Raw genomic sequence first — 25,576 nt, 5'->3', positions numbered from 1 at the left:
ATCAGGCGGCGAGGACCGAGCGCAGGCGGTCGAGGAAGGTCGCGCGTCGCCGGGGCGCACGCACCCGCTGCGGCACGACGTACGTCGCCCGCGCATCGGACTCGAGGCGGGCACCGATCCGCGCGGCGGCCGCGTCCTGCGGGCCGGCCAGGCCGGCGGCGACCGCGAGCATGGCGTGCTCCTTGGCCGTCGCCTTGGCGACGGCGGCGGCCATCGCCTCGTCGGTCGGGTGGTCGCGGTGCCGGTCGATGATCGCGCGGGTGCCGGGCAGGTCGGCCGCGGCCGCTCGCCACGCGGCGACCACCGCCGCCTCCAGGTCCATCGGCTGGTGGAGCAGCAGCTCGCGCTCGATCCGGCCGGAGAGGCGCGCGTGCCAGCGCAGCTGGAGCGCACCGAGCAGGGCCAGGTCGTCGGGGAAGGTGTCGGACACCCCCTCGACGTCGGTGGGCAGGACGCCGTCGAGGCGGCGGTCGGCCTCGGCGGTCACGGCGCGCAGGGTCTCACCGCGGTTCGGAAGGGACTTCCAGGTCATGGTCGGCTCCTCGGGAGGTGGCTCACATACCGTGAGTACGTACCCAGAGTACGGAGGCATACCGACGGTACGCAAACCCCGTTCGCGTGATGCCGAACACGCCGTACCGACGGTCGGTTCTATGCTGTCGGAATGCCGAAGTCGACCGTCTCCAAGCTGGTGCCGAAGGTCCCCGGCGTCTCGGTGCCCGGCGCGAGCCGCCGGCAGCAGTACTCCGCCTCCACCAAGCGGGCGCTGGTCGACGTGGCCGAGAGCCTGTTCACCGAGCACGGCTACGCCGCCACCTCGCTGGACGCGATCGTCGCCGGCGCCCGGGTGACCAAGGGCGCGCTATACCACCACTTCAGCGGCAAGCAGGCCCTCTTCGAGGCGGTCTTCGAGCGGGTCGAGACCGACGCGTCGAGGGCCATCCAGAAGGCGCTGCGCGGCAAGAAGGACCCGTGGGAGAAGGCCCTGGCCGGCCTGCGGGCGTTCCTGACCGTCGTCCAGGAGCCGCGCTACCGCCGGGTGGTGATCCAGGAGGGCCCGTCGGTCCTCGGCTACGAGCGCTACCGGGAGCAGGAGGAGCGCTCGACGTTCGCCAACGTCCTCGAGATCGTCCGCTCCGTCATCTCCGCCGGCACCTGGGAGCTCGACGAGGACATGCTGCAGACGTTCTCGCGGATCTTCTTCGGCGCGATGTCCTCGGCCGGCGAGACGGTCTCCAGCGCGGAGGACCCGATCGCCGCCGCCGAGCGCGTCGAGACCGCGATCACCTTCATCCTGCAGGGCTTCCAGGCCCTCGCCGACGCCGGCGTCGAGCTCCCCTCGGGCCGCTCCGAGTCCAGCTAGTCGGGGTCTCGATACGCTCGCTGGCGCTCGCGAGAGAGACCAACGAGCCCGGCGCGGGCCTTCGGTGGTCGAGTAGCCCGCGAGGAACGCAGACGGCGCGGGCCTTCGGTGGTCGAGTAGCCCGCGAGGAACGAGCGGGCGTATCGAGACCTACTGCCCGACGGTGACGTCGCCGTTGGCGGCGTCGACCGGGACCAGCTCGATCCAGGTCTTGCCGGCGGGGACGGTGAGCTCGCCGGCCTTGGTGGCCAGGGAGACGGTGTCGCCCACGCCCTTCTTGGTCCAGGTGCCGCGCACCAGGCGGCCGGCGTGGAAGAGCAGCGCCTGGCCCCGGCCCTCGAACTTGGTCTCGGGCACCGGGTTGCCGGCCGGGTCGGTGTAGCCGGCGTCGCCGACCTTGACCCGGAGCACCAGCACCGTGTCCGCCGGGAACTCGTCGCCCTCGGCGGCGAAGGTGTTCTCGTTGACGTACTTCTTGCCGTCGTAGGTCCAGTTGGTCGTGTGGCTGCCGAACGACGCGGCCAGGGTCTTCGCCGGCTGGCCCTGCGGCAGGTCGGCCGCCTCGCCCCAGGGGAGGTAGTCGTCGGGGCGGGCCGCCTCGTCGACCTCGGTCGCCTTGACGGTCTGCTTCAGGTTCGCGAAGAGGTTGTACGGCGCGCTGCGCGAGCTGTTGCGCGAGAAGCCCGGGCCGCCCTCCTGGATGAACTTGATGCCGGCCTTGTTGATCCGGCCGATGGTCACGCCGGCCGCACCGCTGGTGACGACGGTGGCGCCGGTGGGCTTCACGATGCCGATGTCGCTGGCCCGCATCGAGCGGACCGGACCGACCTCGCCGGGGATCTTCGAGTAGAACATCACCGCGAGCCGGGTGACCCCGCCCTCGACGAGCTCCTCGACGACCAGGTCGGCGCTGCCCAGGCCCTGCTGCGGCGAGCTCGACGCGGTGTTGTCGATCTTGGCCACGATGACCGGGTGCTCCTGCGCGGCGCTCTGCTCGCCCTTCACCGGGAGGCCGGTCAGCGGCCAGGTCGCGTCGAGCACGGAGCCGCCCGCGATCTCCTGGGCGCCGGGGCCCTTCTCGTCGTCGGACTTCTTGTCGTCGCCCCCGCACGCGGAGAGGACGAGGCTGGCGGCGACGACGGTCGAGGCGAGCACGCGGGCACGGCGCACGAGGGAGCTCCGTTTCGTTCGAGGGGGAAGGTGTACAGACGCGGTCGACTTCGAGTGTGCGGCGCGACCGGGCCGCGAGCGGGGAGGCGCGCCAGGGACGGACGCCCGGAGAGCGTCGACACGCGAGTCCCGTCCGGGCTAGCCCAGCGTGGCGCCGCCGTCGACGTACAGCGTCTGGCCGGTGATGTACGACGCTTCGTCGCTGGCCAGGAAGGTGACCGCGGCGGCGATGTCGGCGGGCTCGCCGACGCGCTTGACGGGGTTGTTCTCGGCATTGAGCCGGCGGAACTCGTCGACGTCCATCTTCAGCCGGGCGGCCGTGGCGTCGGTCATCTCGGTGGCGATGAAGCCCGGCGCGACGGCGTTGACGTTGATGCCGAACGGGCCGAGCTCGATGCCGAGGGTGCGGGTGAAGCCCTGCAGGCCCATCTTGGCCGCGGAGTAGTTGGCCTGGCCGCGGTTGCCGAGCGCGGAGGTGCTGGAGGTGTTGACGACCTTGCCGTAGCGCTGCTCGACAAAGTGCTTCTGAGCGGCCTGGGTCATCAGGAACGCGCCCTTGAGGTGCACGCCCATCACCAGGTCCCAGTCGACCTCGGTCATCTTGAACAGCAGGTTGTCGCGGGTGACGCCGGCGTTGTTGACCAGCACGTGGATCCCGCCGAGCTCCTCGACGACCCGCGCGATCGCGGCGTCGACGGAGGCCTTGTCGCTCACGTCGGCGCCGATGCCGACGGCCGTGCCGGGCAGCTTCCCCGCGGCCTCGGCCGCCGCCGACTCGTCGAGGTCGACGATCGCCACCGCCGCGCCCTCCTCGGAGAACCGCTGGGCGGTCCCGAAGCCGATGCCGCGCGCGGCTCCGGTGATGACTGCGACGCGTCCGTCGAAACGACCCATGGTGTGAGCTCCTCTGGCGGTGACTGGCCGGTAACGACCGTCACTCTAGGACGGCTCGCAGGCGCGCGGCGTACTCCCCCCGCTCGGCGAGATCGACGTACGACGTCCGCGGCCAGAAGAAGCCGCGGAGCCCGTCGCCCTTGGTGCGCGGGACGACGTGCAGGTGCAGGTGCGGGACCGACTGGCTGACGGTGTTGTTCATCGCCACGAAGCTGCCCTGCGCGCCGAGCCCGTCCACGACGGCGGTCGCGAGGCGCTGAGCGGCGGCCAGGAAGCCGTCGCGCAGACGCGCCGGGAGGTCGGGCAGCGTCACGACGTGCTCGCGCGGGACGAGCAGGACGTGGCCCTTGAAGACCGGCCGCTGGTCGAGGAAGGCGACCAGGTCCTCGGTCTCAAGGACCCGGTCGGCCTCGGTCTCCCCCGCCACGATCGCGCAGAAGACGCAGGATCTCGCCTCGCTCACGACGGCGACGCTAGCGCCGTCGTACCTTGATCGTCTTCGCGCTGGTCCGCGACGCGCTCGTGTACCCCGCCTTGCGGCCGGTGACCCGGACGCTGATCCTCTTGCCGACGTCCTTGCGGATCACGCGGTAGGTGGCCTTGGTGGCGCCCGGGATCCGCTTCGCGCCGCGGAACCAGGTGTAGGTCAGCCGGACCGGCGCCGGGCGCCAGGTCCCGGGACGTGCGCGGAGCGTGCGGCCCACGCGGGCCTTGCCCCGGACGACGGGCCGCGACGGGCTCAACGCCTTCCGGGGCGCCGGACCGAGCTGCACCGACAGGTCCCGGCGCAGGGCGACGCCGCTGGGGAAGGTCAGCGACCGCGCGGTGGCGAACGAGTAGGCGTTCTCCCACCACTCGGGGACCTCCGCACCCCGGTGGCCGGCGGGCAGCCCCACCTGGAAGCGGACCTCGTCGAAGCCGGCGGTGAACCGGTAGCGCCCGGTCGAGTCGGTGGTGTGCGGCCCCGACTGGATCGGCCCCCACTGCCCGCCGTTGAAATCGACGTCGCGCACCTGGATGGTCAGCGGCGCGTTGACGACTCGGCGACCCGCCGCGTCGCGGACGGTGAACACCGCGCTGGGCCGGACCGCGAGCGTCGCGTTGCGCTGGACCGCCTGCCCGGCGACCACGGTCACCTGGACCTGCTGCGACCAGTAGACCGGGTCGTCGAGGGTGTCGCCCCACTTGTCGAAGTCGATCAGGACGGGGCCGGGCTGCAGGTCGAGGAACTCGTCGTCCCGTGAGTCGTAGCGGCCGTCGGCGTCGGTCTGCACGGACCGACCCGGCTCGGTGCGGAAGTAGACGCTGACGCCCTCGATCGGCTTCCCGGCCGCGTCGGTGACCCGGCCGGTCACCGCCTCGGCGTCCGCGCGCGCCTCCACCGCCGGCGCCCCGTCGTACGACGCGGCCGAGGTCGGGGCGACGCCGAGGACCGGGACGGTCAGGGCGAGCGAGGTGGTCAGGACGAGGAGGGTGCGACGCATAGGCCCCACGATCCCCCTCTACTCGCAGACGAAACCGCCGCACTGCGGGTGCAGGGCCCGGGGGCTGAGGTTCGCGCGCGCGGCCACCCGGGACGAGCCGACGACGTCGAAGTGCTGGCTGTCGCTGGTGCCGTAGGTCCAGCGCAGGCCGTGCTTCGCCATGATCGTGACGACGACGTGGTTGCGCGAGCGCCAGGCGACGCGGGGATGCGACCGGCCGGCCCACCATCCATTCGGGACCACGCCCTTCGCGGAGCGGAAGGGGTTCTCCCAGGTGTTGACGTCCAGCGCGCGGCCGTAGGTGTGCGGCGAGCGCACGCCCGGCCGACCCACCACCCAGCGGCAGTTGAAGGCCGAGGTGTTGCCGGCGGCCATCGACTTGTAGTCGTCGGCGCCCTGCAGCTTGCCCGACCAGCCGAACCGGTCGACGCGGTACATCGAGCGGATCTGCAGCCCGCGGCGGTACATCTCCGCGAGCGCGCCGGCCATGTTGTCGGCCGCGCTGGTCGCGGCGACCAGCTCACCGCGGTAGCGGTAGCCGTCGAAGCCCCAGTAGTTGACCTTGACCAGGCGCAGCCCCCCGCGACCGACGGGGCAGCCGGCGTGCCACGAGCGGCCGGTCATGCTCGCCCAGACGCGGTCGGAGATCGGGGTGATCGAGACATTGGCGCCCCGGCCGACGGCCCGGGCCTGACGGGGCAGCTTCACGCGCGGACGCGGGGCACCCTTCGGCAGCCGGACCCGCTGGCCGGGCGGACGGTTGTCGACCCGGAGCTTGGCGCTCGTGTCGCCCTTCACCCAGTCGTTGGTCGCGGCCTTGGCCAGCCAGGCGGTGTCGACGCGCGGGCGCGAGCGGTAGGTCGCCCGGCCCTGGGCGTCGGTGGTCAGCGTGGTGACCCGGCGCCACCTCTTCGTGCCCGGCGCCCGGCGGAGCAGGGTGACCCGACCCGCGGCGACCGGGGTGCCGTCCGTGGCCAGCCACCGGGTCCGCACCGTCACGGTGCGACCGTCCTCCACCCGCTTCGGGCCGGCGAGGGTCACCCGGGTCGCACGCCGCGCGATCGCCGCGGCACCGACGCCCGTGGCGGCGTCGTACGTCGGGTCGCCGGCGTACGACGCCCGGAAGACGTTGTCGGCCGCCGTCCGGCTGACCCGGGCCGAGACCTGGGCGTGCCCGGCCCCGTCGGTGGTGAGCGTGCCGAGCTGCTGCCAGGCCCCCTTCACCTGACGCTCCAGGACGACCGGCGCTCCGACGACCGGCTGGCCGGCGGAGGTGCGCAGGTCCACTCCGACGACCGTGCTCGCGTCGGCCGCGGCGGCTGGCGCCGCAACGGTCAGCGTGGTCGGCGTGGCCGCGGACGCAGGGGCCGCCAGGACGCCGAGCGCGACCGCGAGGGAGAGGAGGACCAGGAACAGGTGACGCCCGAGATGCATGGCAGTCATAGTGCCCCGAGCGTCCTCGGCCCACTCCGCTCCCCCGCCGAGGCGAGACGCCTGCGCACCGATGACTCCGGCCTGCTGACGAGGTCGACCAGACCATGACGACGACCACCCACCACCTCGAGACACCCGCGGGCACCCTCGCCTACGACGTCCACGGGCCGCTGCCCACGACCGACGGGCGACCGCCGTTGTTCTGCGTCGGCGCCCCCATGGACGCGAGCGGCTTCGACAGCCTGGTCCCACTGCTCCCCGACCGGACGGTGGTGACCTACGACCCCCGCGGTCTCGGTCGCAGCGTCCGGACCGACGGCAGCCTGGTCAACACCGCCGAGCAGAACGCCGAGGACCAGCACGCGGTCATCGCGGCCCTCGGCGCCGGCCCGGTCGAGATGCTGGCCAGCAGCGGCGGCGCGGTCAGCGCGCTCGCGCTCGTCGCGGCCCACCCCCGCGACGTGACCGTGCTGGTCGCGCACGAGCCGCCGCTGCTCGCCGTACTCCCGGACGCGGAGCGGGCGTTCGCCGCCGAGGCTGCGGCGCACGCGGTCTACCACCAGCGCGGCTGGGGACACGGGCTGGCCGCGTTCATCGGGCTCACCTCGTGGAGCGGCCCGTTCACCGACGAGTACGACGCCCAGCCGGTCCCCGACCCGGTCGCGTTCGGTCTGCCGGACGGCGACGACGGCACCCGCACCGACCCGCTGATGTCGGGCGTCTCGGACGCGATCACGGCGTACCGTCCCGACGTCGCGGCACTCTCTGCCGCGCCCACCCGCCTCGTGGTGGCCGTGGGCGAGGAGTCCGCGGGCTACATCACGGGCCGGACCAGCGAGGCGCTGGCCGAGCTGCTGGGTCGGGAGGCGGTGGTCTTCCCGGGCGGACACGACGGCTTCTCCGACCGCGAGCCGCACGTCGAGGCGTTCGCCGACCGACTCCGCGAGGTACTCGCGGGCTAGAGGTGCTCGGTGCAGCGCGGCTCGGTCGCGTCGACGATCACCCGGGCCGCCTCACCGAGGGCGGCGAGCTGCTCGGGCGTGAGTCGCCCGACGACGAGGCGCTGCACCTCGCGGACGTGACCGGGTGCGGCGTCCTCCAGCTTGGCCATCCCCGCCTCGGTCAGGTGGGCCTTGACCCGGCGGCCGGCGCCCGGGCAGGCGCGTCGCGTCACCCAGCCGGCCTGCTCCAGGCGACCGACGGCGTGCGAGAGCCGCGAGAGCGACCCCTGGGCGACCACCGCGAGGTCGCTCATCGGCAGCCACCGCTCCGGCGACTCCGACAGAGCGACCAGTACGTGGTACTCGAACGTGTTGAGCCCGGACTCCCGCTTCAGCTGGGCGTCGATCGCCGGCGGCAGGGTCATCAGCAGGGCCATGAGGGACTTCCACTCCACGAGCTGGGCGTCGCTCAGCCAGGCGACGTCCTCGGCGGCCTCGGTGGGTGATGTCACAGGGCGATCCTACCGGGCGACTTGAACATTCAACTCGACCTGGTCTACCTTCGTATTGAACATTCAAGTCACAGCCTCCAGGAGACCCCGCCATGACCCTGCTCCGTGTCGACGCCAGCATCCAGGGAGACCGTTCCGCGAGCAGCGCGCTCGCCGACCAGGTCCTCGAGCACTTCGTCGCCGCTCGCCCCGACGTCCCCGTCGTCACCCGCCACCTCGGCTCCGAGCCGCTCCCGTCCGACGCCTGGGCGACCGCGATCGGCGGGAACTTCACCCCCGAGGCCGACCGCACCGACGCCCAGCGCGCCGCCGTCGCGCTGGCCCACGAGGTCGCGAACGAGCTCGGGTCGGCGGAGGCCGCCGTACTCGCGCTGCCGCTCTACAACTGGGGCGTCTCCCAGCACGTGAAGACCTGGATCGACCTGGCCATCGCCGGCGCCCCGCACGGCACCGAGCTGCTCGCCGGCAAGCCGGTCACGCTCATCGTCACCCGCGGCGGCGCCTACGGCCCCGGCACCCCGAAGGAGGGCTGGGACCACAGCGTCGACTACCTGCGCCGCGTGATCGAGGAGGTCTGGGGCGCCGACCTCACCCTCATCGAGCGCGAGCTGACCCTGGTCGGCGTCAACCCCGCCCTCGACGCGTTCGCCGACCTGGCCGCCGAGATGCGCTCGACCGCCGAGGAGCAGGCGAGCAAGTCGGGTGCGGACCTGGCCGCGCGGCACTCCGCCTGACGCAGGCGTTTCAGGGAGTGAGCAGTCGGGCACCGGGGTCGACAGCGGACATCCGGGCGACTCCCGTCGCACCATCCGGACGCGTCCGAGTCATCGACTGCAAGGAGTCACCCCCATGCTGTGGACCATCCTGATCATCCTCGCGATCGTTGCGCTCGTCCTGTTCATCCTCGGACGGGTCCGTGGCGGTCGTAAGATCTGAGCCGACCACCTGACGACGGCCGCCCCCTCTCGGGGGCGGCCGTCGTCGCGCTCAAGCCTCAGACGTCCCAGTCGTACGACGTGGGCCGCCGCCCGTGGCGGCGCTCGAACTCGGCGACCAGCCCGCGCTCGACGCCTCGCGCCCGCCAGCCGCGCGTCGTCGTCAACCGTTCGAGCCAGGGGCCCAGCCAGTCCGCCCCGGCCCGGGTGCGGTGCTCCGCCCACGACGGCGACAGCGCCTCGGCGAGACCCAGCACCGCCGCGTGGTTCTCCTTCGGAGCCGTCTGTGACACCGCGACGCGACTGTCCCGACCCGCGAAGGCGACGTCGACCCGGTAGGTCCACCGCCAGCCGGCCGCCTCCTCCTCGGCGGTCGGCGCGCCCCAGTCGCTGTCGGCGAGCACGACGAACTGCATGCCGACGAGCCTAGGATCCGAGGCGATGGCCGCCACGTCCCCCTGTCCCTGCTGCGAGACCGTCGCGGTCGGCGCGCCGGACGGCCACCTCGACCTCGCCGCGACGCAGGCGAACCTGGAGGGCCGCGTCGCGGACGGGCGGATGCGGGTCCTGGCGGCCGACGTACCACTCGAGGAGATGGTCGACCTGCTCGTCGCGGACACCAAGTACACGATCGTCACGTTCCTGGGCTGCCTGGTCTGCGGGCGCACGATCTTCTGGGGACTGTGCATCCGCGGCCGACCGGTCTACCGGCACGACTCCCCCGACGCGCCGTCGACGTACCGCTGGGAGCCGGGGTACCCGACGGTCGAGCCGGCCTGAGCGCACCCGGTCCGCGATACCCAAGACGGAGGTCGTTCGCCGACTTCTGGGCCTCGATCCCTCCGCACGCGCGACACTCCGGTCATCCGCCGGCGCCAGGGACGACTGGCACCGCTCGGACCGACTCCCGGATGGCCGGGCGAGGAGAGTGCCGCGATGCCCCCGACCGACATGAGCGACGCCGCACCGACCGCCGACGACCTGCCGGAGCGTCCGGTCCCCGCCGTCGCCCTCCGGACCTACCGCTTCCTGCGCCTGTCGGTGGTCGGCGTCATCGTGATGCTGCTGCTCTCGCTCCTGCTGGAGTCGCAGCGCACGGACTGGTGCCTCAAGGGCTCGATCAGCGCCTACTACTACTCCCCGGCGCGGACGGTCTTCGTCGGCTCGTTGTGCGCCATCGGACTGGTGCTCGTCGCGCTATGGGGCAAGACGGCCATCGAGGACACACTGTTCAACCTGGCGGGTCTCCTGGCACCCGTCGTCGCGTTCATCCCCGCCAAGAACGACCTGCTGTGCGTCACCGACCCGCCCGCGCAGCATCCCCTGAGCGACCAGCAGGCGGCCGAGGCGAGCGCCGCCGCGCGGGCGGCCACCAACGCCGCGATCACCAACAACATGCGGACCTATCTGGCCGTGGTCGGGCTGTTCCTCCTGGTCCTCGCGATCGCGGGTCTCCTGTCCCGCCGGCGTGCCCGACGGTCCGGCCGCGAGCAGGCGGGGTCACTCGTCGCCGCGAGCCCGCTCACCTACTGGCTGCCCCTCGGTCTGGCCTCCGTCCTCTGGCTGCTGGGGACCTGGCAGTTCTACGTGCGCGATCGCACCCCCGGGGGCGCGAGCTGGTTCTACGAGCACGTCCACTTCACGTCCGCCGTCGTCATGTTCGTGCTGATCACGCTCGGCATCCTGTGGGTCGGGATCACGCGGCACTGCGGCCGCACCCGGCGGGGTCCCGACGGTCGCGGACCGTTCCACCGGGTCCGCCTCCGGATCCTCAACGCATGCCTGGGCGATCCGGCGCTGTCGCCGACCGCCAGCCGGCCGTGGGCCAGGACGTACGTCGGACAGGCCGGCGCGATGCTGCTCGTCGCCGGGCTGCTGTTCCTCGCCAAGGCCTGCGACGCCGGCCCCTCGTGGTACCTCGATCACGCGGTCTTCTGGATCGAGCTCTGGATGATCGCCCACGTCGCGGCGTTCTGGGCGCTGCAGACGAAGGAGCGCTGGCACGAGGGAGCGCCGCCTCGGACCGAGGCCGAGCGGACGGCCGAGGTCGCGCGGCACGAGGCACTGACCGGCGGGGTCGGTCCGTAGGACCGACGCCCCCGCCCCTCGATCTCGTCGGACGGGACCGGAGGTGTCCCGGTCCGCGTGAGCCGACGGACCGGGCCGACTGGTCCAGACCAGTCGGTCCCCGGCATCCGATCGGGCACCGTCCTCGAATGCGAGATGTGGCCCTTTCTCTTCGGCGCGCCCTCGACGAGGTCCAGCAGGCACCGTTCGTGGTCGACGTGCTGCGCAGCGGTGACCGTCTCGCGACCGCCGCCGGCGGCGAGGGCGGACCGGAGTCCGTGCGGCTGCTCGCCGCGGTGATCCACGAGCGGGACGAGCTGACCGCGGTGGCGGCCGTCCACGCCCTGGCCCGGGTCTTCGACGACGGGGCCGACGCCGTGCTGACGGAACTGCTCTCCCACCCGCGGCCGTTCCTGCGCGAGCACGCGAGCTGGGCGCTGAAGGCCCGGCTGCCTCGCCTCGACGCGATCGGCCGCCTGGTCGGGGTGGTGGTGGGCGGTGGCTTCTCCGCCGTCCTCGCCCAGCGCACGCTCGCCCGGTGGGCCGCGTCCGCGCCGGAGCAGGTCGCGCTCGCCGTCGAGGGTGCTCTGGCCGGGCCGGCCGGGCCGGACGTCCGGAGCAGGTTGGTCGAGACCCTCGGCCTGGTGCCCGGCCCGATCGCCGGACGCGCGCTGCACGCGCTGGCCGTCGACCCCGGCGAGCACCTGAGCGTGCGGCTGACCGCCGTCGCCGCCCTCGGCGACCGCCCGGCGGACGCCGCCACGGTGGCGGCGGTCCGTGAGCTCAGCACGGCCACCGGCGACCTGGGGACCGTCGCCCGTCTCGCCGCGACCGATCTGGGCATCGGCGCCGTCGAGCGTGTCGGCGCGGCCCCGGGCCTGACCGTCGCCCAGCTCTTCCTGCACGCCGACATCGACCGCGACCTCAGCCGTGCGGGCGCCGGGGACAACGGGGGCGTCGCCACCCTGCTGGTGCGCCTGGGTGACGCCCTCGCGACCGAGCCCGGAATCGGCCGGGTCCTGACCCTCTCCCGCGGCACCGCCCAGGCCGCCCTGGACGCGCTGACCCCCGGCGAGGGGCACCTGCTCACCCCGGTGCCCCTGCTCACCGAGGCCGCCTCCGCCGCTCAGGCCTGGCCGTCGCGGGTCGCGGCCGAGCGCGGGATCCGTCGCCTGCTGCGGACGCACCACGTCGACGTGCTGCACCTGCGGATGGCCGAGGTGGGCAGCCTGGCCGCGGCCGAGGTGGCCCGGGAGCTGGGCATCCCGGTCGTGTTCACGCTCGCGCCCGACCCGCATGCCGTCATCCAGGCCCTGGACATGACCGGAGACCTGCACCGGGGCAACTTCGGGACCGAGGACGCACGGGAGCACTACTGGTTCCGCGCGCGCCTCGTGCAGCGACTGACCCAGGACGCGGCCCACCTCGTGCTCTTCCCCCGACCCCAGCTGCAGCACGACATGCGCGAGCTGCTCGGTCTCGACGTGGCGGACGAGCCCCACCGGTTCACCGTCGTTCCGGAGGGCGTCGACCTGAGGGTCAGCGCCGCGGCCGCGGCCGAGCTGGAGCGGCCCGGCGTACCCGGTCGAGCGCTGGCCGAGCTCGACGCGCTCGTCGCCACGCTGCCCGCGCACCGCAGGGGGCTGCCGCTGGTGGTCAGCGTGGGGCGCCTGCACCGGGTCAAGGGGATGGCGACCCTGGTCGAGGCGTGGGCCGGAGATGCCGAGCTGGTCGAGCGGAGCAACCTGCTGATCGTCGGCGGAGACCTCGACGATCCCTCCCCGGACGAACGCGAGCAGCTCGACCTGATCGCCGAGGTGCTGGGGCATTCCCCGGGGGCCGCGGCAGGTCTGCTGATGCCGGGGCATCGACCCAACGACGTGGTCGCGGTCTGGTTGGCGGCTGCCCGGGCCGGCCGGGCGGGCGGGAACGGCGCCGCCGGGGTGTACGTGTGCAGCAGCCTGAAGGAGGAGTTCGGGCTCGCGCTGGTCGAGGCCCTGGCCTCGGGGCTGGTGGTGGTCGGCCCGGCCGCCGGCGGACCCGCCACCTACCTCGAGGACGGGGTGACCGGCGTCCTCGTCGACACCCGCCGTCCGGACGAGGTCGCCCGCGCGATCCGGACCGCCTTCGACCTCGCTGCCGCACCCGGCCAGGAGGACCGGATCGACCGGGCCACGGAACGGGTCCGCGCCGACTTCACGGTGCAGACCATGGCCGCCCGGTTGAGCACGATCTACGCAGGCGCCGCTCGGACGGCCGGTCGCTCGTGACACGGTTCCCCGCATGAGCGTGCTGGTGATCAGTCCCGACTACGCCTCGCACCTGCTGCCCCTGGCGACCCTCGCGACAGCCTGGCAGGACGCCGGCGAGTCCGTCGTGGTGGCCACCGGCCCGGCGACCGCGGGCATCGTGGCCGAGTTCGGCTTCGAGCGCGCCGACCTGGCGCTGGGGCGAGGATCCAATCCCGGGGTCATCCGGGCCGAGGAGCAGCCGCCCGGCGAGGACGACGCGCTGCGGGGCTTCTTCGCCGCCACCCGACACGGCATGGTGCCGACGTTGCGCTACCAGGCCGAGGCCCGGCGTACCGACCTGCTGTGGGAGCCGGTGGACCGGGCGCGGGCCGTCCTGGACGTCATCGATCGAGTCCGGCCCGATCAGGTCATCGTCGACCACCTGGCGTTCAGCGCCCGGCTCGCTCTCGACGTCGCCGGCATCCCGTACGCCGATGTCGTGCTCGGCCACCCGACGGCGCTGCCGGTCGGGGACGAGGTGTACGGCTACCCGCCCGCCTGGCCGTCCGCCTTCACCCCTCCGGAGTCCGAGCTGGTCGATCTGCACCGGCTCTGCCTCGACATCCGGGACAGCTTCACCGCCGAGTGGAACGCCGCCCTGCGCGTCCTGGATCCCGACGCCACGCCCTCGGCGGACGCGTTCGCCGAGCACGGTGACCTGCTGCTGCTCAACTACCCGGCATCCCTGCACGACCCGGCCCGTACGGCGCTGCTGCCACCGCACGCGTTCCTCGGCTCCGCCGTACGGGCCGAGCCGGCGGACGACGACGTCCGCCGCTGGCTGGAGGCCGACGACCGCCCGGTGGTCTACGTCAGCTTCGGCAGCTTCCTCTCGGCGCGCGGCGACGTGCTGGCGACGGTGCTGGAGGCCCTGCGCCCCCTCGGGCTTCGGGTCGCCGTGGCGACCGGCTCGGCCACCGGACTGCCGGACGTCCCCGCGGACTGGCTGCTGCGCACCTACCTGCCTCAGGTCGCCCTGCTGCAGCGGGCGGCGGTGCTGGTCACCCACGGCGGCAACAACAGCGTGACCGAGGCCCTCACCGCGGGGGTCCCGATGGTCGTGCTGCCGTTCTCCACCGACCAGTTCGCGGGAGCGGCGGCGATCGAGGCGGCTGGCCTGGGGGCGGCGCTCGACCCCAACACGGTCACGGCCACGGACCTCGGTGTCGCCGTACGAGCCGTCCTCGACGGCACTCCCGCAGACGTGGCGCGGGCGATCGGCGAGGACCTGCGCCGGGCTCCGGGCCGTGACGTGGCCCGCGCGGCGCTGGTCGGCTGAACGCGCCGGCGACGGACCCGCCGGGAGGTGAGCACGACTCGATGTGGCAGAACACGACCCACGACTGGGCGGCGACGGTGGACCGCGCCCACCTCGCCCGGATCCGTGACCAGGCCGCGCTGTACGCCCCGAACGGGGTCCTCCACCTCGTCCTCGAGGTGATCTCGTACCCCGCCGACGAGGCACTCGACACCGGCTCCGGCCACTGCCTCGTCACGCTGCACGCCGACGGATCGGTGTCGGTGGTCGATGACGGCCGCGGCACCGACACCCGTCACGACGCGGACGGGGCGCCGGTGCGGAAGCCCGTCATGGCCACCCCGGACCTCCGCTTCTTCGACGTCCCTGACCCTCCGATGCTCGCGGACGGACATCCCCGACGCGGCATGTCCGTGGTGGCCGCCCTCAGCTCCTGGCTGGTCCACACCAACCGCCGTCACGACGGCTCCTGGACGCAGCGGTACGAGCACGGGCTCCCGACAACGGCCCTGGTCCCGATCGAGCCCGACGCGACGACCGGTACCGCCGTCCACTTCCTGCCGGACCCGGACCTGGTGACGGCGTCCTCGGTGTCCGCCCGGGCACTCAGAGCAGGGGCGCCTCCGCCGTTGACCCTCGAGGTCCGCGACGAGCGCTCGGGCTGAGGCAGGACCGGCCGTGCGAGGGCGCAGAGTGACCGAGAGCCGCTCCGACCGAGGTCGGAACGGCTCTCGTCCAAGAGGGCTGGCTCTCGATGGGGCGACCCATCGGGACCGATCATGGTGGTGGAGCTGCGGGGAATCGAACCCCGGTCCTCGAGCGTCGATCCAGGTCTTCTCCGGGTGCAGTCGGTGATGTCGCTTTTCTCGGCCCCGGCGCTCGCACAGACACGTCGCCGACAGGCCCAGTCAGGAAAAAGTCCCGGTCACCCCTCCTGACAGGGAGTGGCCGGCAAGTCTCCTAGATGACGCCAGGATCCGGGACGGAGACGGGTGCCCGGACTGACGCTTCGATCACTGCTCAGGCAGCGAGAGCGAAGGAACTGCGATTGGTGTTGGCAGTTATAGGTTTCCAGCGAACGTTTACGAGATGACGCTGGCTTCTCGACCCGCTTCCCCTGGAACTAACGTCCCAAGTCGAAACCGATCAGCCCCTCTTGAGTTGTCCTGCACACGGCGCGAGCCGCATCGTGCAGTCTACGGGGTCAACGACGCCGGGGCACGCCGGATTCCCGCGAGGGCGCGCTCAGACCGGCCGGGCCCCGTGGGCGTGCAGCGCCGCGACCAGCTGGTCGGCGTACCCGCTCTGACGGAAGTCCTTCAGCGAGTTCGTCGAGAAGCGGTTGATGTGCTCCTGACTGACGTTGAGCGGGACCTCCCCCATCGGTCCGAAGAGGCGTACGGCGGCCACCGTGAACGGTCCGATCCCCTGGCGGCGCACCCCGACCTCGCGGCAGTCGACGACCCAGTCCGGCTCGGCCTGTCCCGTCCGGGTGAACGAGAGGCGGCCGCCGTCGAGCACCAGCACGCCGTACGTCGACGCGAGCGGGCTGCCCACGCTCCCCAGGACGCCGTCGCCCACGAGCTCGGCCTGCCAGGTGCTGGGGGCCAGCACGGGGGCGCCGCCCGGACCGGGGGCCACGAGGGGCGGCGCCGGTCGCGCACGGGAGCGGGTGGCGACCAGCACGACGACGAGGACGACCACCGCGGCCGTCACGAGCGGCACCAGCACCGCCACGAGCAGGAAGACGGTCCTCATCATGACGACCCGCTCCCGCCGACCCGTTCCCCGAAGACCACGTCGACGGCCTGGTAGAGGTCGTCCGGGACCAGCGTCGCGATCCGCGCGTCGAACCGGGTGGCCCGCGCGTAGTCACGGGTGAAGGCACGATCGACGCGGCCCAGGGCCTTCATCGCGCCCGCCAGGTCGGTGTCACCGTCGCGGAGCCGCTCGATGGCGGCGTTGCGGTCGGCCACGAGGCGGCGGTAGAGCCGCGGCAGCCGGGCCACGTCGGTGTTGGTCGAGGACTTCAGCTTCGCGCTCAGCCGCAGGCAGGGGGCGGCCGCCTCCTCGTGCGCCTCCAGCCAGGCGGCGCCCGTCTCGGAGTACGACGCCCCCGCGGGCGGCTGGACCCCCACCAGGCTCTGGCAGGCGTCGCCGGCGGCGAGGAACACGGGGTAGGAGCCGTTGAAGCCGTCCTGGTAGGCGGAGACGGCGGCGTACCCCTCGACGAACGCGCGGTACGCCGTACCGAGCTCCTCGTCGCCGACGACCGCCGGCTGCTCGGCCAGCGCGGCGAGCGCGGCGTCGCGCCGGGCAGCGACCGCGGCCTGCTGCTTGACGGCTCGGACGACCTTCGGCCGCTTCCGGAACCCGTCAGGGTCGTTCTCCCAGGCGGTGCGGACCCGCGCCTGGTAGGCCACGGCCCTCGTGTTGGTCTCGTCGAGCACGCCGGCGAGGTCGTGGAAGAGGGTCTGCGCCTCGTCGTACTGCGCCGTGGTCGGGCCGCTCGGCGCCGCGTCGGGGCGCTCCCCCGGGTCGCCGTCCCCGTCGTCCCCGGTGCACGCGGTCAGCAGCAGGACCAGGGCGACCAGCACGCCCAGCGCGCGGGACAGGGGTCGGCGGGTCGCGGGCACGGGAGAACCGTTCCACCCGCCCCTCTCAGGCAAACAGCCGGGTTCCGTTCTCCCAGCAGACGGCGCGCAGCCAGTCGTCGCCGAGGTCGAGGCGGGCCAGGCCCTCCAGCTGGTGCGCGTAGGGGTAGGGGATGGTCGGGAAGTCGCTGCCGAGCAGCACCCGGTCCTGGAGGTCGAGCAGCCGCGGCACCAGCTCGGCGGGGTACGGCGGGAAGAAGTCGGTGAACACCATCGTGGTGTCGAGGTGGACCCGCTCGTGGGTCTCGGCGAGGGCCAGGAACTCCGCGCACTCGGGGGCACCCATGTGGGCCATCACCAGGGTCAGCCGCGGGAACCGGCCGAGCAGCCGGGCGGTCGACGCCGGTCCGGTGAAGTCGTTGGCGACCGGGCCGGACCCCGCGTGCACCACGATCGGCGTCCCGCTGTCCTCGAGCGTGCCCCAGACCTCGTCCAGCAGCGGGTCGTCGAGGTGGAACTCCCCCACCTGCAGGTGCACCTTGAAGACGTCGACGCCGTCCGCGACCAGGTCGCCGACGTACGACGCCGCCTCGGGCTCGGGGTAGAAGGTCGCCGACCACAGCGACTCCGGCACGTCGCGGGAGAAGTCGCGCGCCCACCCGTTGAGGTACGACGCGACGCCCGGCTTGTGCGCGTAGGGCAGCGTCGGGAACCGTCGTACGCCGAACTCGCGCAGCAGCTCGACCCGCTCCGCGTGCGACTGGCGGTAGCGGATCGGCCAGTCGCGGCCGATCTTGGGACCGGCCGCGTCGAAGACGGCGTACACGGCCCTCTGGATGTTCGGCGGCAGGAAGTGCACGTGCACGTCGAACAGGCCGGGCAGCCCGAGGCCCTCCCAGAACGAGCGGACCGCGGGGACGTCAGTCACGCATGCCCTTCAGGTGCCGACCCAGGGCCTGCTCCTTCTCGCGGTTGGCCGTGCGCTCGGCGATCGACTGGCGCTTGTCCCACGACTTCTTGCCCTTGGCGAGCGCGATCTCGACCTTGGCCCGGCCGTCCTTGAAGTAGAGCGACAGCGGGACGACGGTGAGCCCCTTCTCGTTGACCCGGCGCTCGATCTTGTCGATCTCGACCCGGTTGAGCAGCAGCTTGCGCTTGCGGCGAGCGGCGTGGTTGGTCCAGGTGCCCTGGGAGTACTCCGGGATGTGCACGGCGTGCAGCCAGGCCTCGCCGTGGTCGATGTCGACGAACCCGTCGACGAGCGACGCCCGACCCATCCGCAGCGACTTCACCTCGGTGCCCTGGAGCACCAGCCCGGCCTCGAAGGTGTCCTCGATGGCGTACTCGTGTCGCGCCTTCTTGTTCTGCGCGACCATCTTCTGCCCCTGCTCCTTCGCCATGCCCCCATTCTCCCAGAGAGCGCAACGGCATTGCCACGACGCCGACGCACGCTGGTTGAGGTGCGACACCCCCGACCTCGATCGAGGCCGTCTGACGGCAAGACGGGTTTCGAGGCTCGCTTCGCTCGCACCTCAACCACCGGCGGGGTGCCGTCAGCAGAAGGAAATGCCATTGCTCCGACGCCGACCCACGCTGGTTGAGGTGCGACACCCCCGACCTCGATCCAGGCCGTCTGACGGCAAGACGGGTTTCGAGGCTCGCTTCGCTCGCACCTCAACCACCGACGGGGCGGGTCAGCAGGCGGAGGCGAGGTCCTCGGCCTGGTTGGCGGCGTAGCCCTGCTTCAGGGAGCCGACCGAGCCACCGGTCACGGTGGTCGGGGCGTCGGCGTTCTTCGCCGGGACGTCGGCCTTTGCCGTCTCGGTCGGCTTCTTCTTCGGGGCGTCGCCCTCGGAGCGGTCGATCGCCTGGCGCACCTTGGCCCGGATCTTCTTGATCTCCGGGTGGGCGGTGTTGACCAGGGGCGGGACCAGCGACAGCGTGGCCATCTTCTGGCTCTTGGCCTTCAGCGCCAGCGAGGCGAAGGTGTCGATCTCGGAGGCCGGCAGGTCGGTCGAGATCATCGCCGAGGAGGCCTTCGCGATCTTCTCGAAGTTGCGTACGGCGACCTGCGGGCTGACCTGTCCGAGCATCGCGTTCATCACGCACTTCTGGCGCGCCATCCGCGAGTAGTCGTCGGAGCCCTCGCGGGCCCGGGCGTACCAGAGGGTCTCGTGGCCGTTCAGCTTGCGGTTGCCGGGCTCGATGTAGCCGGTGACGTCGCTGCCGAGGCCGCCGACCGGGATCGGCGAGCGGACGTTGAGCTTCACGCCGCCGACGGCGTCGACCAGGTCCTTGAAGCCGCGCAGGTTGACCATCGCCCAGTAGCTGATGTCCAGCCCGGTGATGCCCTCGATGGCCATGATCGTCGCGTCGACGCCCGGGTTGTCGGAGTCCGGGAAGAGCTCGGTGTTGTCGCCGGCCCAGGTGGAGACGCCGTTGAGGTAGCAGCCGTCGCAGTCGAAGCCGTCGGGGAACTGCTCGTGCATGACGCTCCCCTTCTTGAACGGGAAGTTCGCCATGTTGCGCGGCAGGCCGATCAGCACGGTCTTGCCGGTCTCGGCGTCGATCGAGGCGACGGTCATCGAGTCTGGGCGCAGGCCCCAGCGGTCGTCGCCGGAGTCTCCGCCGAGCAGCAGCACGTTGTAGCGGCCGTGACTGGCGTCGCTCGCGGCGCCGTCGCTGAAGGTGGCCAGGATGAAGTCGCGCTGAACGGCGACCACGTGGGCGCCGAAGAGCATCACGCCGGCGACGGTGAAGCACAGCAGGCCGTTGACGCCGACCACGGCGCGGCGGTGGCCGAGGCCGAGGGTCAGCGGCTGGCCGATCCGCCAGGCGTCGACGAAGAGGTAGGCCCACCCCACGGCGCCGACCATCAGGCCGAGGCGCAGCAGGAGCAGCAGGCTCGGCTTGGTCGCCAGCGAGACCGCGCTGGTGGGATGGATCAGCAGCGCGACCGCGGTGATCAGGCCGGTCACCAGGAGGGCCAGCCAGATGCCGATGGCGATCCGACCGACCTTCCGGTTGCCCGCCGCGAGCTGGGCCGAGCCGGGCGCGACGAGGGTCATCGCCATCAGGGACAGGGCGCGGCGGAACCGCACGCGGGCGGCGCGCTCGGCGACCGAGACACGCGCCGGGCCGCGCGCGGCTCCGTCGTGGTCCGACCCGGGGGAAGAAACGGGTGGGGTAGGCATCGAGATGCCTCTCTGTGCTGCGTACTGCTGGTGAGTACTGAAGGGGAAGGTCAGTGCTGCCCCGTCAGTATCACCAGCCACACCGGTCACATCGCGTCACGACGCGCCGGGCGGCTCGCAATGACGCGAGATCGCGTCCATCAGGTCGGTGTCGGGCTCGCGGTCGACGTACACCAGGCGGATCGCATCGCGGTCCGGGTTGCCGACGTCGTGACCGCGCCAGACCAGCCTCAGCCCGAGGCGCTCCGCCGTACGACGGGAGGCTTCGTTGTGCTCGAGGAGGTAGGCCAGCACGGCCCGCTCGGGGCCGATATCGTGGGCGGCCTCGATCGCCGCCTGCGCCATCTCGGTGGCGTAGCCGCGCCGGTGCACCGACGCCCCGAAGCGGTAGTAGAGGTTCCACCACGGCGACCCGTCCGGTACGGCGCAGCCGCCCCGGCCCACCACGTGCCCGCCGTCGGCGTCGCGCACCGACCAGTAGCCCAGGCCGTTCGTCGCCCACTGCCGGTCGCCGTTGACGACCATCTGCTCCGACATCAGCCGGTCCGCGTGCCGCCCCGCCGGGAAGTGCTCCCAGGACTGGGGGTCCGCGTGGATCTCGTGCAGGTCGGGGACGTCCGCCACCGTCGCCACGTCGAGCCAGAGCCGTTCGGTCCGCACGTGCCGCCAGTTCGTCACGCGGCTCAGGTACCCGCTCGCCCGGACTCGATCTCCTGGCGCTTGGCCAGCCGGTGGGCGCGACGGATCTCGGCCTCGCGCATCCGTCGTACCTCGTCGGGGGTCTCGGGGAGCAGCGGCGGGACGTCGCGCGCCCGCCCGTCGGCGTCGATGGCCACGAAGACGAAGTACGCCGACGCGACGTGCAGCAGCGCCGTGGACGGGTCGTTCCACGGCTGGGCCTCGACCCGGACGCCCACCTCCATCGACGAGCGACCGGCCCAGTTGACCTGGGCGAAGGTGTGCACGATGTCGCCGACGTGGACCGGGGCCAGGAAGGCCATCTCGTCGAGCGCCGCGGTGACCGCCGGTCCCCCGCTGTGCCGCTGCGCGACGGCACCCGCGGTGGAGTCGGCCAGCTTCACGATCTCGCCGCCGTGGATGTTGCCGAGCAGGTTCGCCTCGCGCCCGGAGGTGATCACGGCGAGCGACACGCGGGCGAAGGAGGGTGGCCTGCCGTACGGCTCCGAGCTCATGACCGCACGGTAGCGTCAGCGCCATGGCAGACCGTCCCCGGAACGACGGCTCCGGGGACGAGACCCCGGAGTTCGGCTGGCTCTACGGCCAGGGCTCGTCCGGCAGCACCCCCGACCCGACCCGTCCCGTCCCGCGCCAGTCGCGCGACGCCCGGCCCGACGAGACCCGCGTGATGCGGGTCCAGCCGGGGGGACCGGCGGGCTCCGAGCCACCCCCGCCGACGACGCCGCGCCCGACCCCCGGCCCGACCCCGCCCCCGCGCGAGGGTGGCGGAGGCAGTCGTGGCCTGCGCCGGCCGCGGTTCCGGCTGCGCTACGTCTTCCTGCTCTTCCTCGCCTGGGTGGTCTTCCTGGTCGCCGTGCCGATCTACGCCTGGACCAGCGTCGACAAGATCGAGTGGGAGCCGCGCGGCGGCAGCCGACCCGACGACCAGCCGGGGACGACGTACCTGCTCGTCGGCAGCGACTCGCGCGGCGACCTCACCGAGGAGGAGCGCAAGGAGCTCGGCACCGGCGGCGCCGAGGGCCAGCGCACCGACACGATCATGCTGCTGCACACCGGCTCCGGCCCCAACCTGCTGATGTCGATCCCCCGCGACTCCATCGTCGACATCCCCGGCCGCGGCACCTCCAAGATCAACGCCGCCTACGCGTACGGCGGGCCGCGACTGCTGACCCGCACCATCGAGGCGACCACCGGCATCCGCGTCGACCACTACGTCGAGATCGGCATGGGCGGCCTCGCCGGCGTCGTCGACGCCGTCGGCGGCATCGAGATCTGTCCCGAGCGGCGGATGAAGGACAAGCTGGCCAACCTGAACATCAAGAAGGGCTGCCAGGAGGCCGACGGCGTCACCGCGCTGGGCTACGCACGCTCGCGCCACAGCGACCCGCAGTACGGCGACATCACCCGGGTCAAGCACCAGCGCGAGGTGGTCTCGGCGGTCGGCAAGAAGGTGCTCTCGCCGTGGACCTTCGTCAACCCGGTCCGCTACTGGCAGCTCAACAACGCCGTCCCCGGCTTCTTCGGCTTCGGCGAGGGCACCGGTCCGGTCCGCGCCGGCATGTGGGCGCTGGCCATGACCCGGGTCAACGGTGACAAGGGGCTGACCTGCACGGTCCCGATCGCCGACCTCGCCGTGCACTGGGACGAGGAGCGCTCGGAGCAGATGTTCGCGGCGATGCGCAAGGACGAGGTGGGCGACATGGACAAGGGTCTGTGCACCCCGACCGGCCTGCCCAAGTCGGTGACCGGATGACGTCGTACGAGACCCTGTCCTTCGCGGTGGACGACGACGGCGTCGCCACCCTCACGCTCGACCGGCCCGACAGCCTCAACGCCTTCGACCTGACGATGGCCCGCGAGCTGGAGCAGGTGTTCCTCACCGACGCCCGCTCCGACGACGTGCGCGCGGTCGTGGTCACCGGCGCCGGCCGGGCCTTCTGCGCGGGGATGGACCTGTCGGCCGAGGGCAACGTGTTCGGGCTCGACGAGTCGCTGCGACCCACCCCCGAGGAGTTCCGGGCGTCGTACGATGCGGCGCCGTACGACGAGGGCGTGCGCGACACCGGCGGCAAGGTGACGCTGGCGATCCACGCGCTGCCGAAGCCGGTGATCGCCGCGATCAACGGTCCGGCGGTCGGGATCGGCGCCACCATGACCCTGGCCATGGACATCCGGCTGGCCTCGACCAAGGCCCGGATCGGGTTCGTGTTCGGGCGGCTCGGCATCGTGCCCGAGGCCTGCTCGTCGTGGTTCCTGCCGCGCATCGTCGGCATCCAGCAGGCCCTGGAGTGGGTTTACTCCGCCGACATCCTGACCGCCGAGCAGGCGCACGCCGGCCGGCTGGTCCGCTCGCTCCACGAGCCCGACGATCTGCTCCCCGCGGCCCTCGACCTGGCCCGCTCGTTCGTCGTCGGCCGCTCCCCCGTCGCCCTCGGCCTGGCCAAGCAGCTGCTCTACCGCAACGGCGCCGCCGCCGACCCGCTCGAGGCGCACCTGTCCGACTCGCTGGCGATGTACTACACCTCGATCGGCGACGGCAAGGAGGGCGTGGCCGCGTTCCTGGAGAAGCGGCCCGCGTCCTTCACCGGCCGCGCCGCCGACCTCCCCCGGATCCACTGACCCACCCCGCTGATCCGTCACTCGATGTCGTCTTTCGTCGGTGTGTCCGTCCGCGATCGACGGGTCGCCCAGCGGACGTCGTACTCCGCTCAGCGACCCGTCGATCGCTGAGCGACACACCGCAAGAAGCGGTCATTGAGTGACGGGTCGGCGTCAGGCGACGGCGAGGCGCTCGCGGAGGCGGGAGAGGATGCCGGCGATCAGGCGGGAGACCTGCTCCTGGCTGACCCCGACCTCGGCGCCGATCTCGGCCTGGGTGCGGTTGTCGAAGTAGCGCATCTCGATGATGGTGCGCTCGCGCTCGGAGAGGTCGCGGATCAGCGGCTGCAACGCGAGCCGGGCCTCGGCTGAGGCGAAGGCGGGGTCGAGCTCGCCGAGCAGGTCGGCGGGGCCGCGGCCCTCGTCGTCGTACGGGTGCGGGGCGTCGAGCGAGACCGGGGCGAAGCAGCCGGTGGCGTGCAGCGAGTCGAGGACCAGCACCAGCGGTACGTCGAGGTGGACGGCGATCTCGGACGGCCGGGGCGTGCGACCCAGGCGCTGGGAGAGCACGGCCTCGGCCCCGGCGATCCGCTCCTGGGTCTCCTGCACCGGGCGGGGCGGCCGGACCGTCCAGCCGGCGTCGCGGAAGTAGCGGCGGATCTCGCCACGCAGCGTGGGGACCGCGAAGCTCAGGAAGTCGTCTCCGCGGGTCGGGTCGAAGGCGCGCACGGCCTTGACCATCCCGAGGCAGGCGACCTGGTCGATGTCGTCGGCGGCGATGCCGCGTCCGTGGTAGCGCCGCGCGACGTCGGCGGCGACCCCGAGGTTGAGGCGGACGACGTCGTTCTCGTAGCGGGCGCGGTCCTCACCGCTCGAGGCGTGGGCCCGGGACAGGAGCCGGGCGGTCTCGGCCCGACGACGGGCGTCGGAGAGCCCCACCGCCTCCCGGGCGTACCGGTCCGAGCCCACGACGACACACCTTCCCCCGTTGATGCGCCCCGTGATCGGTCCTGAGAACGGACCTCGCGCGAGAATCGTCCCACGGTCCGCGACCGCTCGACAACCGCACCCGGAGCGCCGCGGGATCAGCGATCGACGGCCCGCTCCAGCTCGGCCTTGGTCATCGACGAGCGGCCCTTGACGTTCTTCTTGCGGGCCTCGGCGTACAGCTGCTCCTTGGTGCGACCACCCGCGCCGCGGTGCGACCGGAGCCCGCCGCGGCGCGACGACGACAGGTCCTCGGTGGAGGTGCGGCTGCTCTCCTTCGCCTCCCCAGCGCGCGCCCGCTCCTTGTTGACCGTGCGGGCGGCGATCTCCTCCGCCTGCTCCTCGCTGCGCCCCTGGTCCTCGAGGCCCTCCTTGATGTGGTCGTACTGACGCTCGCGCTTCTTGCTCCAGCCCTGCTGCGGCATGGGTCCGCTCCTCTCTCGTACGACGCCCGGTACCCGGGTAACGGACGGCATGAGCACCCCCTTCGAGACCGCGGTCGTCGACATCGACGGCACCCTCCTGGACTCCAACTACCACCACGCGCTGGCCTGGTCGCGGGCCTTCGCCCACGTCGGGCGCAGCGTCGCCCTGTGGCGGATCCACCGACACCTCGGGATGGGCGGCGACAAGCTCGTGGGCGCGGTGGCCGGCGACGAGGCCGAGGCCCAGGTCGGCGACGAGGTGCGCGACCGGTGGGAGAAGGAGTACGACGCGATCATCGAGGAGACGCGGCTGTTCGGCGGGGCGCGGGGCCTGCTCGACGCGCTGCGCGGCGCCGGCCTGAAAGTGGTGCTGGCCAGCTCGAGCATCCCCCGGCACGCCGACCACGCGCTGGAGCTGCTGGACGCCCGGTCCCGCACCGACGCGTGGACGACGGCCGACGACGCGTCGGAAACCAAGCCACACCCGGAACTGCTCGACGTGGCGCTCGAACGGGTGGGCGGCGGCCGGGCGGTGATGATCGGCGACTCGGTCTGGGACGTGGCCGCGGCGAACGAGCGGGCCGTCCCGACCCTGGCGCTGCGCAGCGGCGGCTTCGGGGCGGCCGAGCTGCTGGAGGCCGGCGCCGCCGCGACGTACGACGACCCGCGCGACCTGACCGAGCACCTGGACGAGGCGCTCGACCAGGCCGCGCGGGCCGGTCGATCGTGA

The 25,576-nt window shown here is 72.6% G+C and carries 28 protein-coding genes and 1 other RNA gene; 11 read left to right on the top strand and 18 right to left on the bottom strand.

The window, feature by feature from the left end:
* Position 1: 1 nt before the first annotated feature.
* A complete protein-coding gene (locus BLT76_RS02370) occupies positions 2–532 on the bottom strand; it encodes a hypothetical protein (RefSeq protein WP_090850349.1) in 531 nt (176 codons plus the stop codon).
* A gap of 132 nt (positions 533–664) precedes the next feature.
* On the opposite strand from BLT76_RS02370, the gene BLT76_RS02365 reads away from it, so the two are divergent.
* Positions 665–1,363, top strand: a complete 699-nt coding sequence (locus BLT76_RS02365) for a TetR/AcrR family transcriptional regulator (RefSeq protein ID WP_090850347.1) — start codon at positions 665–667, stop codon at positions 1,361–1,363.
* Positions 1,364–1,513: 150 nt separating this feature from the next.
* On the opposite strand, the gene BLT76_RS02360 is transcribed toward BLT76_RS02365, so the two are convergent.
* The 5 genes from BLT76_RS02360 to BLT76_RS02340 form a co-directional block, all read right to left on the bottom strand.
* Positions 1,514–2,533 (bottom strand): DUF3048 domain-containing protein, encoded by a 1,020-nt coding sequence (locus BLT76_RS02360; protein WP_090850345.1) that lies wholly within the window; start codon positions 2,531–2,533, stop codon positions 1,514–1,516.
* A 138-nt stretch (positions 2,534–2,671) separates the two neighbouring features.
* A complete protein-coding gene (locus tag BLT76_RS02355) occupies positions 2,672–3,427 on the bottom strand; it encodes an SDR family NAD(P)-dependent oxidoreductase (protein ID WP_090850343.1) in 756 nt (251 codons plus the stop codon).
* Between the two features lie 40 nt (positions 3,428–3,467).
* Positions 3,468–3,890, bottom strand: coding sequence for an HIT family protein (locus BLT76_RS02350; protein WP_090850341.1), 423 nt, complete (start codon positions 3,888–3,890; stop codon positions 3,468–3,470).
* A 10-nt stretch (positions 3,891–3,900) separates the two neighbouring features.
* Entirely contained in the window at positions 3,901–4,911 is a 1,011-nt protein-coding gene (locus BLT76_RS02345) for a carboxypeptidase-like regulatory domain-containing protein (protein ID WP_090850340.1), read from the bottom strand.
* 18 nt (positions 4,912–4,929) lie between these two features.
* Complete coding sequence (locus tag BLT76_RS02340) at positions 4,930–6,345, bottom strand: M15 family metallopeptidase (RefSeq protein ID WP_170866906.1); 1,416 nt, start codon at positions 6,343–6,345, stop codon at positions 4,930–4,932.
* Positions 6,346–6,449: 104 nt separating this feature from the next.
* Here BLT76_RS02340 and BLT76_RS02335 point away from each other — a divergent pair, with 104 nt between their 5' ends.
* Entirely contained in the window at positions 6,450–7,307 is an 858-nt protein-coding gene (locus BLT76_RS02335) for an alpha/beta fold hydrolase (RefSeq protein WP_090850336.1), read from the top strand.
* On the opposite strand, the gene BLT76_RS02330 is transcribed toward BLT76_RS02335, so the two are convergent.
* Positions 7,304–7,798 (bottom strand): MarR family winged helix-turn-helix transcriptional regulator, encoded by a 495-nt coding sequence (locus tag BLT76_RS02330; RefSeq protein WP_211752674.1) that lies wholly within the window; start codon positions 7,796–7,798, stop codon positions 7,304–7,306. The two genes, BLT76_RS02335 and BLT76_RS02330, sit on opposite strands and share 4 nt — an antisense overlap.
* A gap of 92 nt (positions 7,799–7,890) precedes the next feature.
* Between BLT76_RS02330 and BLT76_RS02325 the strand changes: the two genes are divergently transcribed.
* Entirely contained in the window at positions 7,891–8,532 is a 642-nt protein-coding gene (locus BLT76_RS02325; RefSeq protein WP_090850334.1) for an FMN-dependent NADH-azoreductase, read from the top strand.
* A 260-nt stretch (positions 8,533–8,792) separates the two neighbouring features.
* Here BLT76_RS02325 and BLT76_RS02320 read toward each other — a convergent pair whose 3' ends face one another.
* Positions 8,793–9,149 carry a hypothetical protein gene (locus tag BLT76_RS02320; protein WP_090850332.1) on the bottom strand — a complete coding sequence of 119 codons (357 nt, stop codon included), beginning with the start codon at positions 9,147–9,149 and terminating at the stop codon, positions 8,793–8,795.
* A gap of 25 nt (positions 9,150–9,174) precedes the next feature.
* Here BLT76_RS02320 and BLT76_RS02315 point away from each other — a divergent pair, with 25 nt between their 5' ends.
* The 5 genes from BLT76_RS02315 (at position 9,175) to BLT76_RS02295 (ending at position 15,014) form a co-directional block, all read left to right on the top strand.
* Entirely contained in the window at positions 9,175–9,513 is a 339-nt protein-coding gene (locus BLT76_RS02315; protein ID WP_090850330.1) for a hypothetical protein, read from the top strand.
* A 156-nt stretch (positions 9,514–9,669) separates the two neighbouring features.
* A complete protein-coding gene (locus tag BLT76_RS02310) occupies positions 9,670–10,821 on the top strand; it encodes a hypothetical protein (RefSeq protein WP_090850327.1) in 1,152 nt (383 codons plus the stop codon).
* A 137-nt stretch (positions 10,822–10,958) separates the two neighbouring features.
* Positions 10,959–13,070 carry a glycosyltransferase gene (locus BLT76_RS02305; RefSeq protein WP_211752671.1) on the top strand — a complete coding sequence of 704 codons (2,112 nt, stop codon included), beginning with the start codon at positions 10,959–10,961 and terminating at the stop codon, positions 13,068–13,070.
* A 13-nt stretch (positions 13,071–13,083) separates the two neighbouring features.
* Positions 13,084–14,370 (top strand): glycosyltransferase, encoded by a 1,287-nt coding sequence (locus tag BLT76_RS02300; RefSeq protein ID WP_090850323.1) that lies wholly within the window; start codon positions 13,084–13,086, stop codon positions 14,368–14,370.
* A gap of 41 nt (positions 14,371–14,411) precedes the next feature.
* Positions 14,412–15,014: a DNA topoisomerase subunit B gene (locus BLT76_RS02295; protein WP_090850321.1), complete on the top strand. Its 603-nt coding sequence runs from the start codon at positions 14,412–14,414 to the stop codon at positions 15,012–15,014.
* A 118-nt stretch (positions 15,015–15,132) separates the two neighbouring features.
* Here the strand turns inward: BLT76_RS02295 and ssrA are convergent.
* The 8 genes from ssrA to BLT76_RS02255 form a co-directional block, all read right to left on the bottom strand.
* Positions 15,133–15,503: a transfer-messenger RNA gene (gene ssrA, locus BLT76_RS02290) on the bottom strand.
* A 91-nt stretch (positions 15,504–15,594) separates the two neighbouring features.
* A complete protein-coding gene (locus BLT76_RS02285; protein ID WP_139175381.1) occupies positions 15,595–16,110 on the bottom strand; it encodes a hypothetical protein in 516 nt (171 codons plus the stop codon).
* Positions 16,107–16,985, bottom strand: a complete 879-nt coding sequence (locus tag BLT76_RS02280; protein ID WP_090850317.1) for a hypothetical protein — start codon at positions 16,983–16,985, stop codon at positions 16,107–16,109. Before BLT76_RS02280 ends, BLT76_RS02285 begins: the two co-directional genes overlap by 4 nt.
* Before the next feature lie 25 nt (positions 16,986–17,010).
* Positions 17,011–17,871 (bottom strand): amidohydrolase family protein, encoded by an 861-nt coding sequence (locus BLT76_RS02275; RefSeq protein WP_090850315.1) that lies wholly within the window; start codon positions 17,869–17,871, stop codon positions 17,011–17,013.
* Positions 17,864–18,343 carry an SsrA-binding protein SmpB gene (gene smpB, locus BLT76_RS02270; RefSeq protein WP_090850313.1) on the bottom strand — a complete coding sequence of 160 codons (480 nt, stop codon included), beginning with the start codon at positions 18,341–18,343 and terminating at the stop codon, positions 17,864–17,866. Before smpB ends, BLT76_RS02275 begins: the two co-directional genes overlap by 8 nt.
* Positions 18,344–18,637: 294 nt before the next feature.
* Positions 18,638–20,137, bottom strand: a complete 1,500-nt coding sequence (locus tag BLT76_RS02265; protein WP_090850311.1) for an LCP family protein — start codon at positions 20,135–20,137, stop codon at positions 18,638–18,640.
* A 96-nt stretch (positions 20,138–20,233) separates the two neighbouring features.
* Positions 20,234–20,815 (bottom strand): GNAT family N-acetyltransferase, encoded by a 582-nt coding sequence (locus tag BLT76_RS02260; RefSeq protein ID WP_090850309.1) that lies wholly within the window; start codon positions 20,813–20,815, stop codon positions 20,234–20,236.
* A 5-nt stretch (positions 20,816–20,820) separates the two neighbouring features.
* Complete coding sequence (locus BLT76_RS02255; RefSeq protein WP_090850307.1) at positions 20,821–21,330, bottom strand: acyl-CoA thioesterase; 510 nt, start codon at positions 21,328–21,330, stop codon at positions 20,821–20,823.
* Positions 21,331–21,353: 23 nt separating this feature from the next.
* Between BLT76_RS02255 and BLT76_RS02250 the strand changes: the two genes are divergently transcribed.
* Both BLT76_RS02250 and BLT76_RS02245 read left to right on the top strand, forming a co-directional pair.
* On the top strand, positions 21,354–22,589 hold the full coding sequence (locus tag BLT76_RS02250) for an LCP family protein (RefSeq protein ID WP_090850304.1): 1,236 nt from the start codon (positions 21,354–21,356) through the stop codon (positions 22,587–22,589).
* A complete protein-coding gene (locus tag BLT76_RS02245) occupies positions 22,586–23,455 on the top strand; it encodes a crotonase/enoyl-CoA hydratase family protein (protein ID WP_090850832.1) in 870 nt (289 codons plus the stop codon). The genes BLT76_RS02250 and BLT76_RS02245 overlap by 4 nt, the downstream gene beginning before the upstream one ends.
* Positions 23,456–23,608: 153 nt before the next feature.
* On the opposite strand, the gene BLT76_RS02240 is transcribed toward BLT76_RS02245, so the two are convergent.
* Both BLT76_RS02240 and BLT76_RS02235 read right to left on the bottom strand, forming a co-directional pair.
* Entirely contained in the window at positions 23,609–24,403 is a 795-nt protein-coding gene (locus BLT76_RS02240; protein WP_244509211.1) for a sigma-70 family RNA polymerase sigma factor, read from the bottom strand.
* A 116-nt stretch (positions 24,404–24,519) separates the two neighbouring features.
* Positions 24,520–24,846, bottom strand: a complete 327-nt coding sequence (locus tag BLT76_RS02235; protein ID WP_090850303.1) for a plasmid stabilization protein — start codon at positions 24,844–24,846, stop codon at positions 24,520–24,522.
* Between the two features lie 49 nt (positions 24,847–24,895).
* On the opposite strand from BLT76_RS02235, the gene BLT76_RS02230 reads away from it, so the two are divergent.
* Entirely contained in the window at positions 24,896–25,576 is a 681-nt protein-coding gene (locus tag BLT76_RS02230; RefSeq protein WP_090850302.1) for an HAD family hydrolase, read from the top strand.

It is taken from the genome of Nocardioides lianchengensis, from assembly GCF_900101465.1.
In the GTDB taxonomy this organism is placed as follows: Bacteria; Actinomycetota; Actinomycetes; order Propionibacteriales; family Nocardioidaceae; genus Nocardioides; species Nocardioides lianchengensis.
This window is presented reverse-complemented; position numbering and strand designations above follow the sequence as displayed.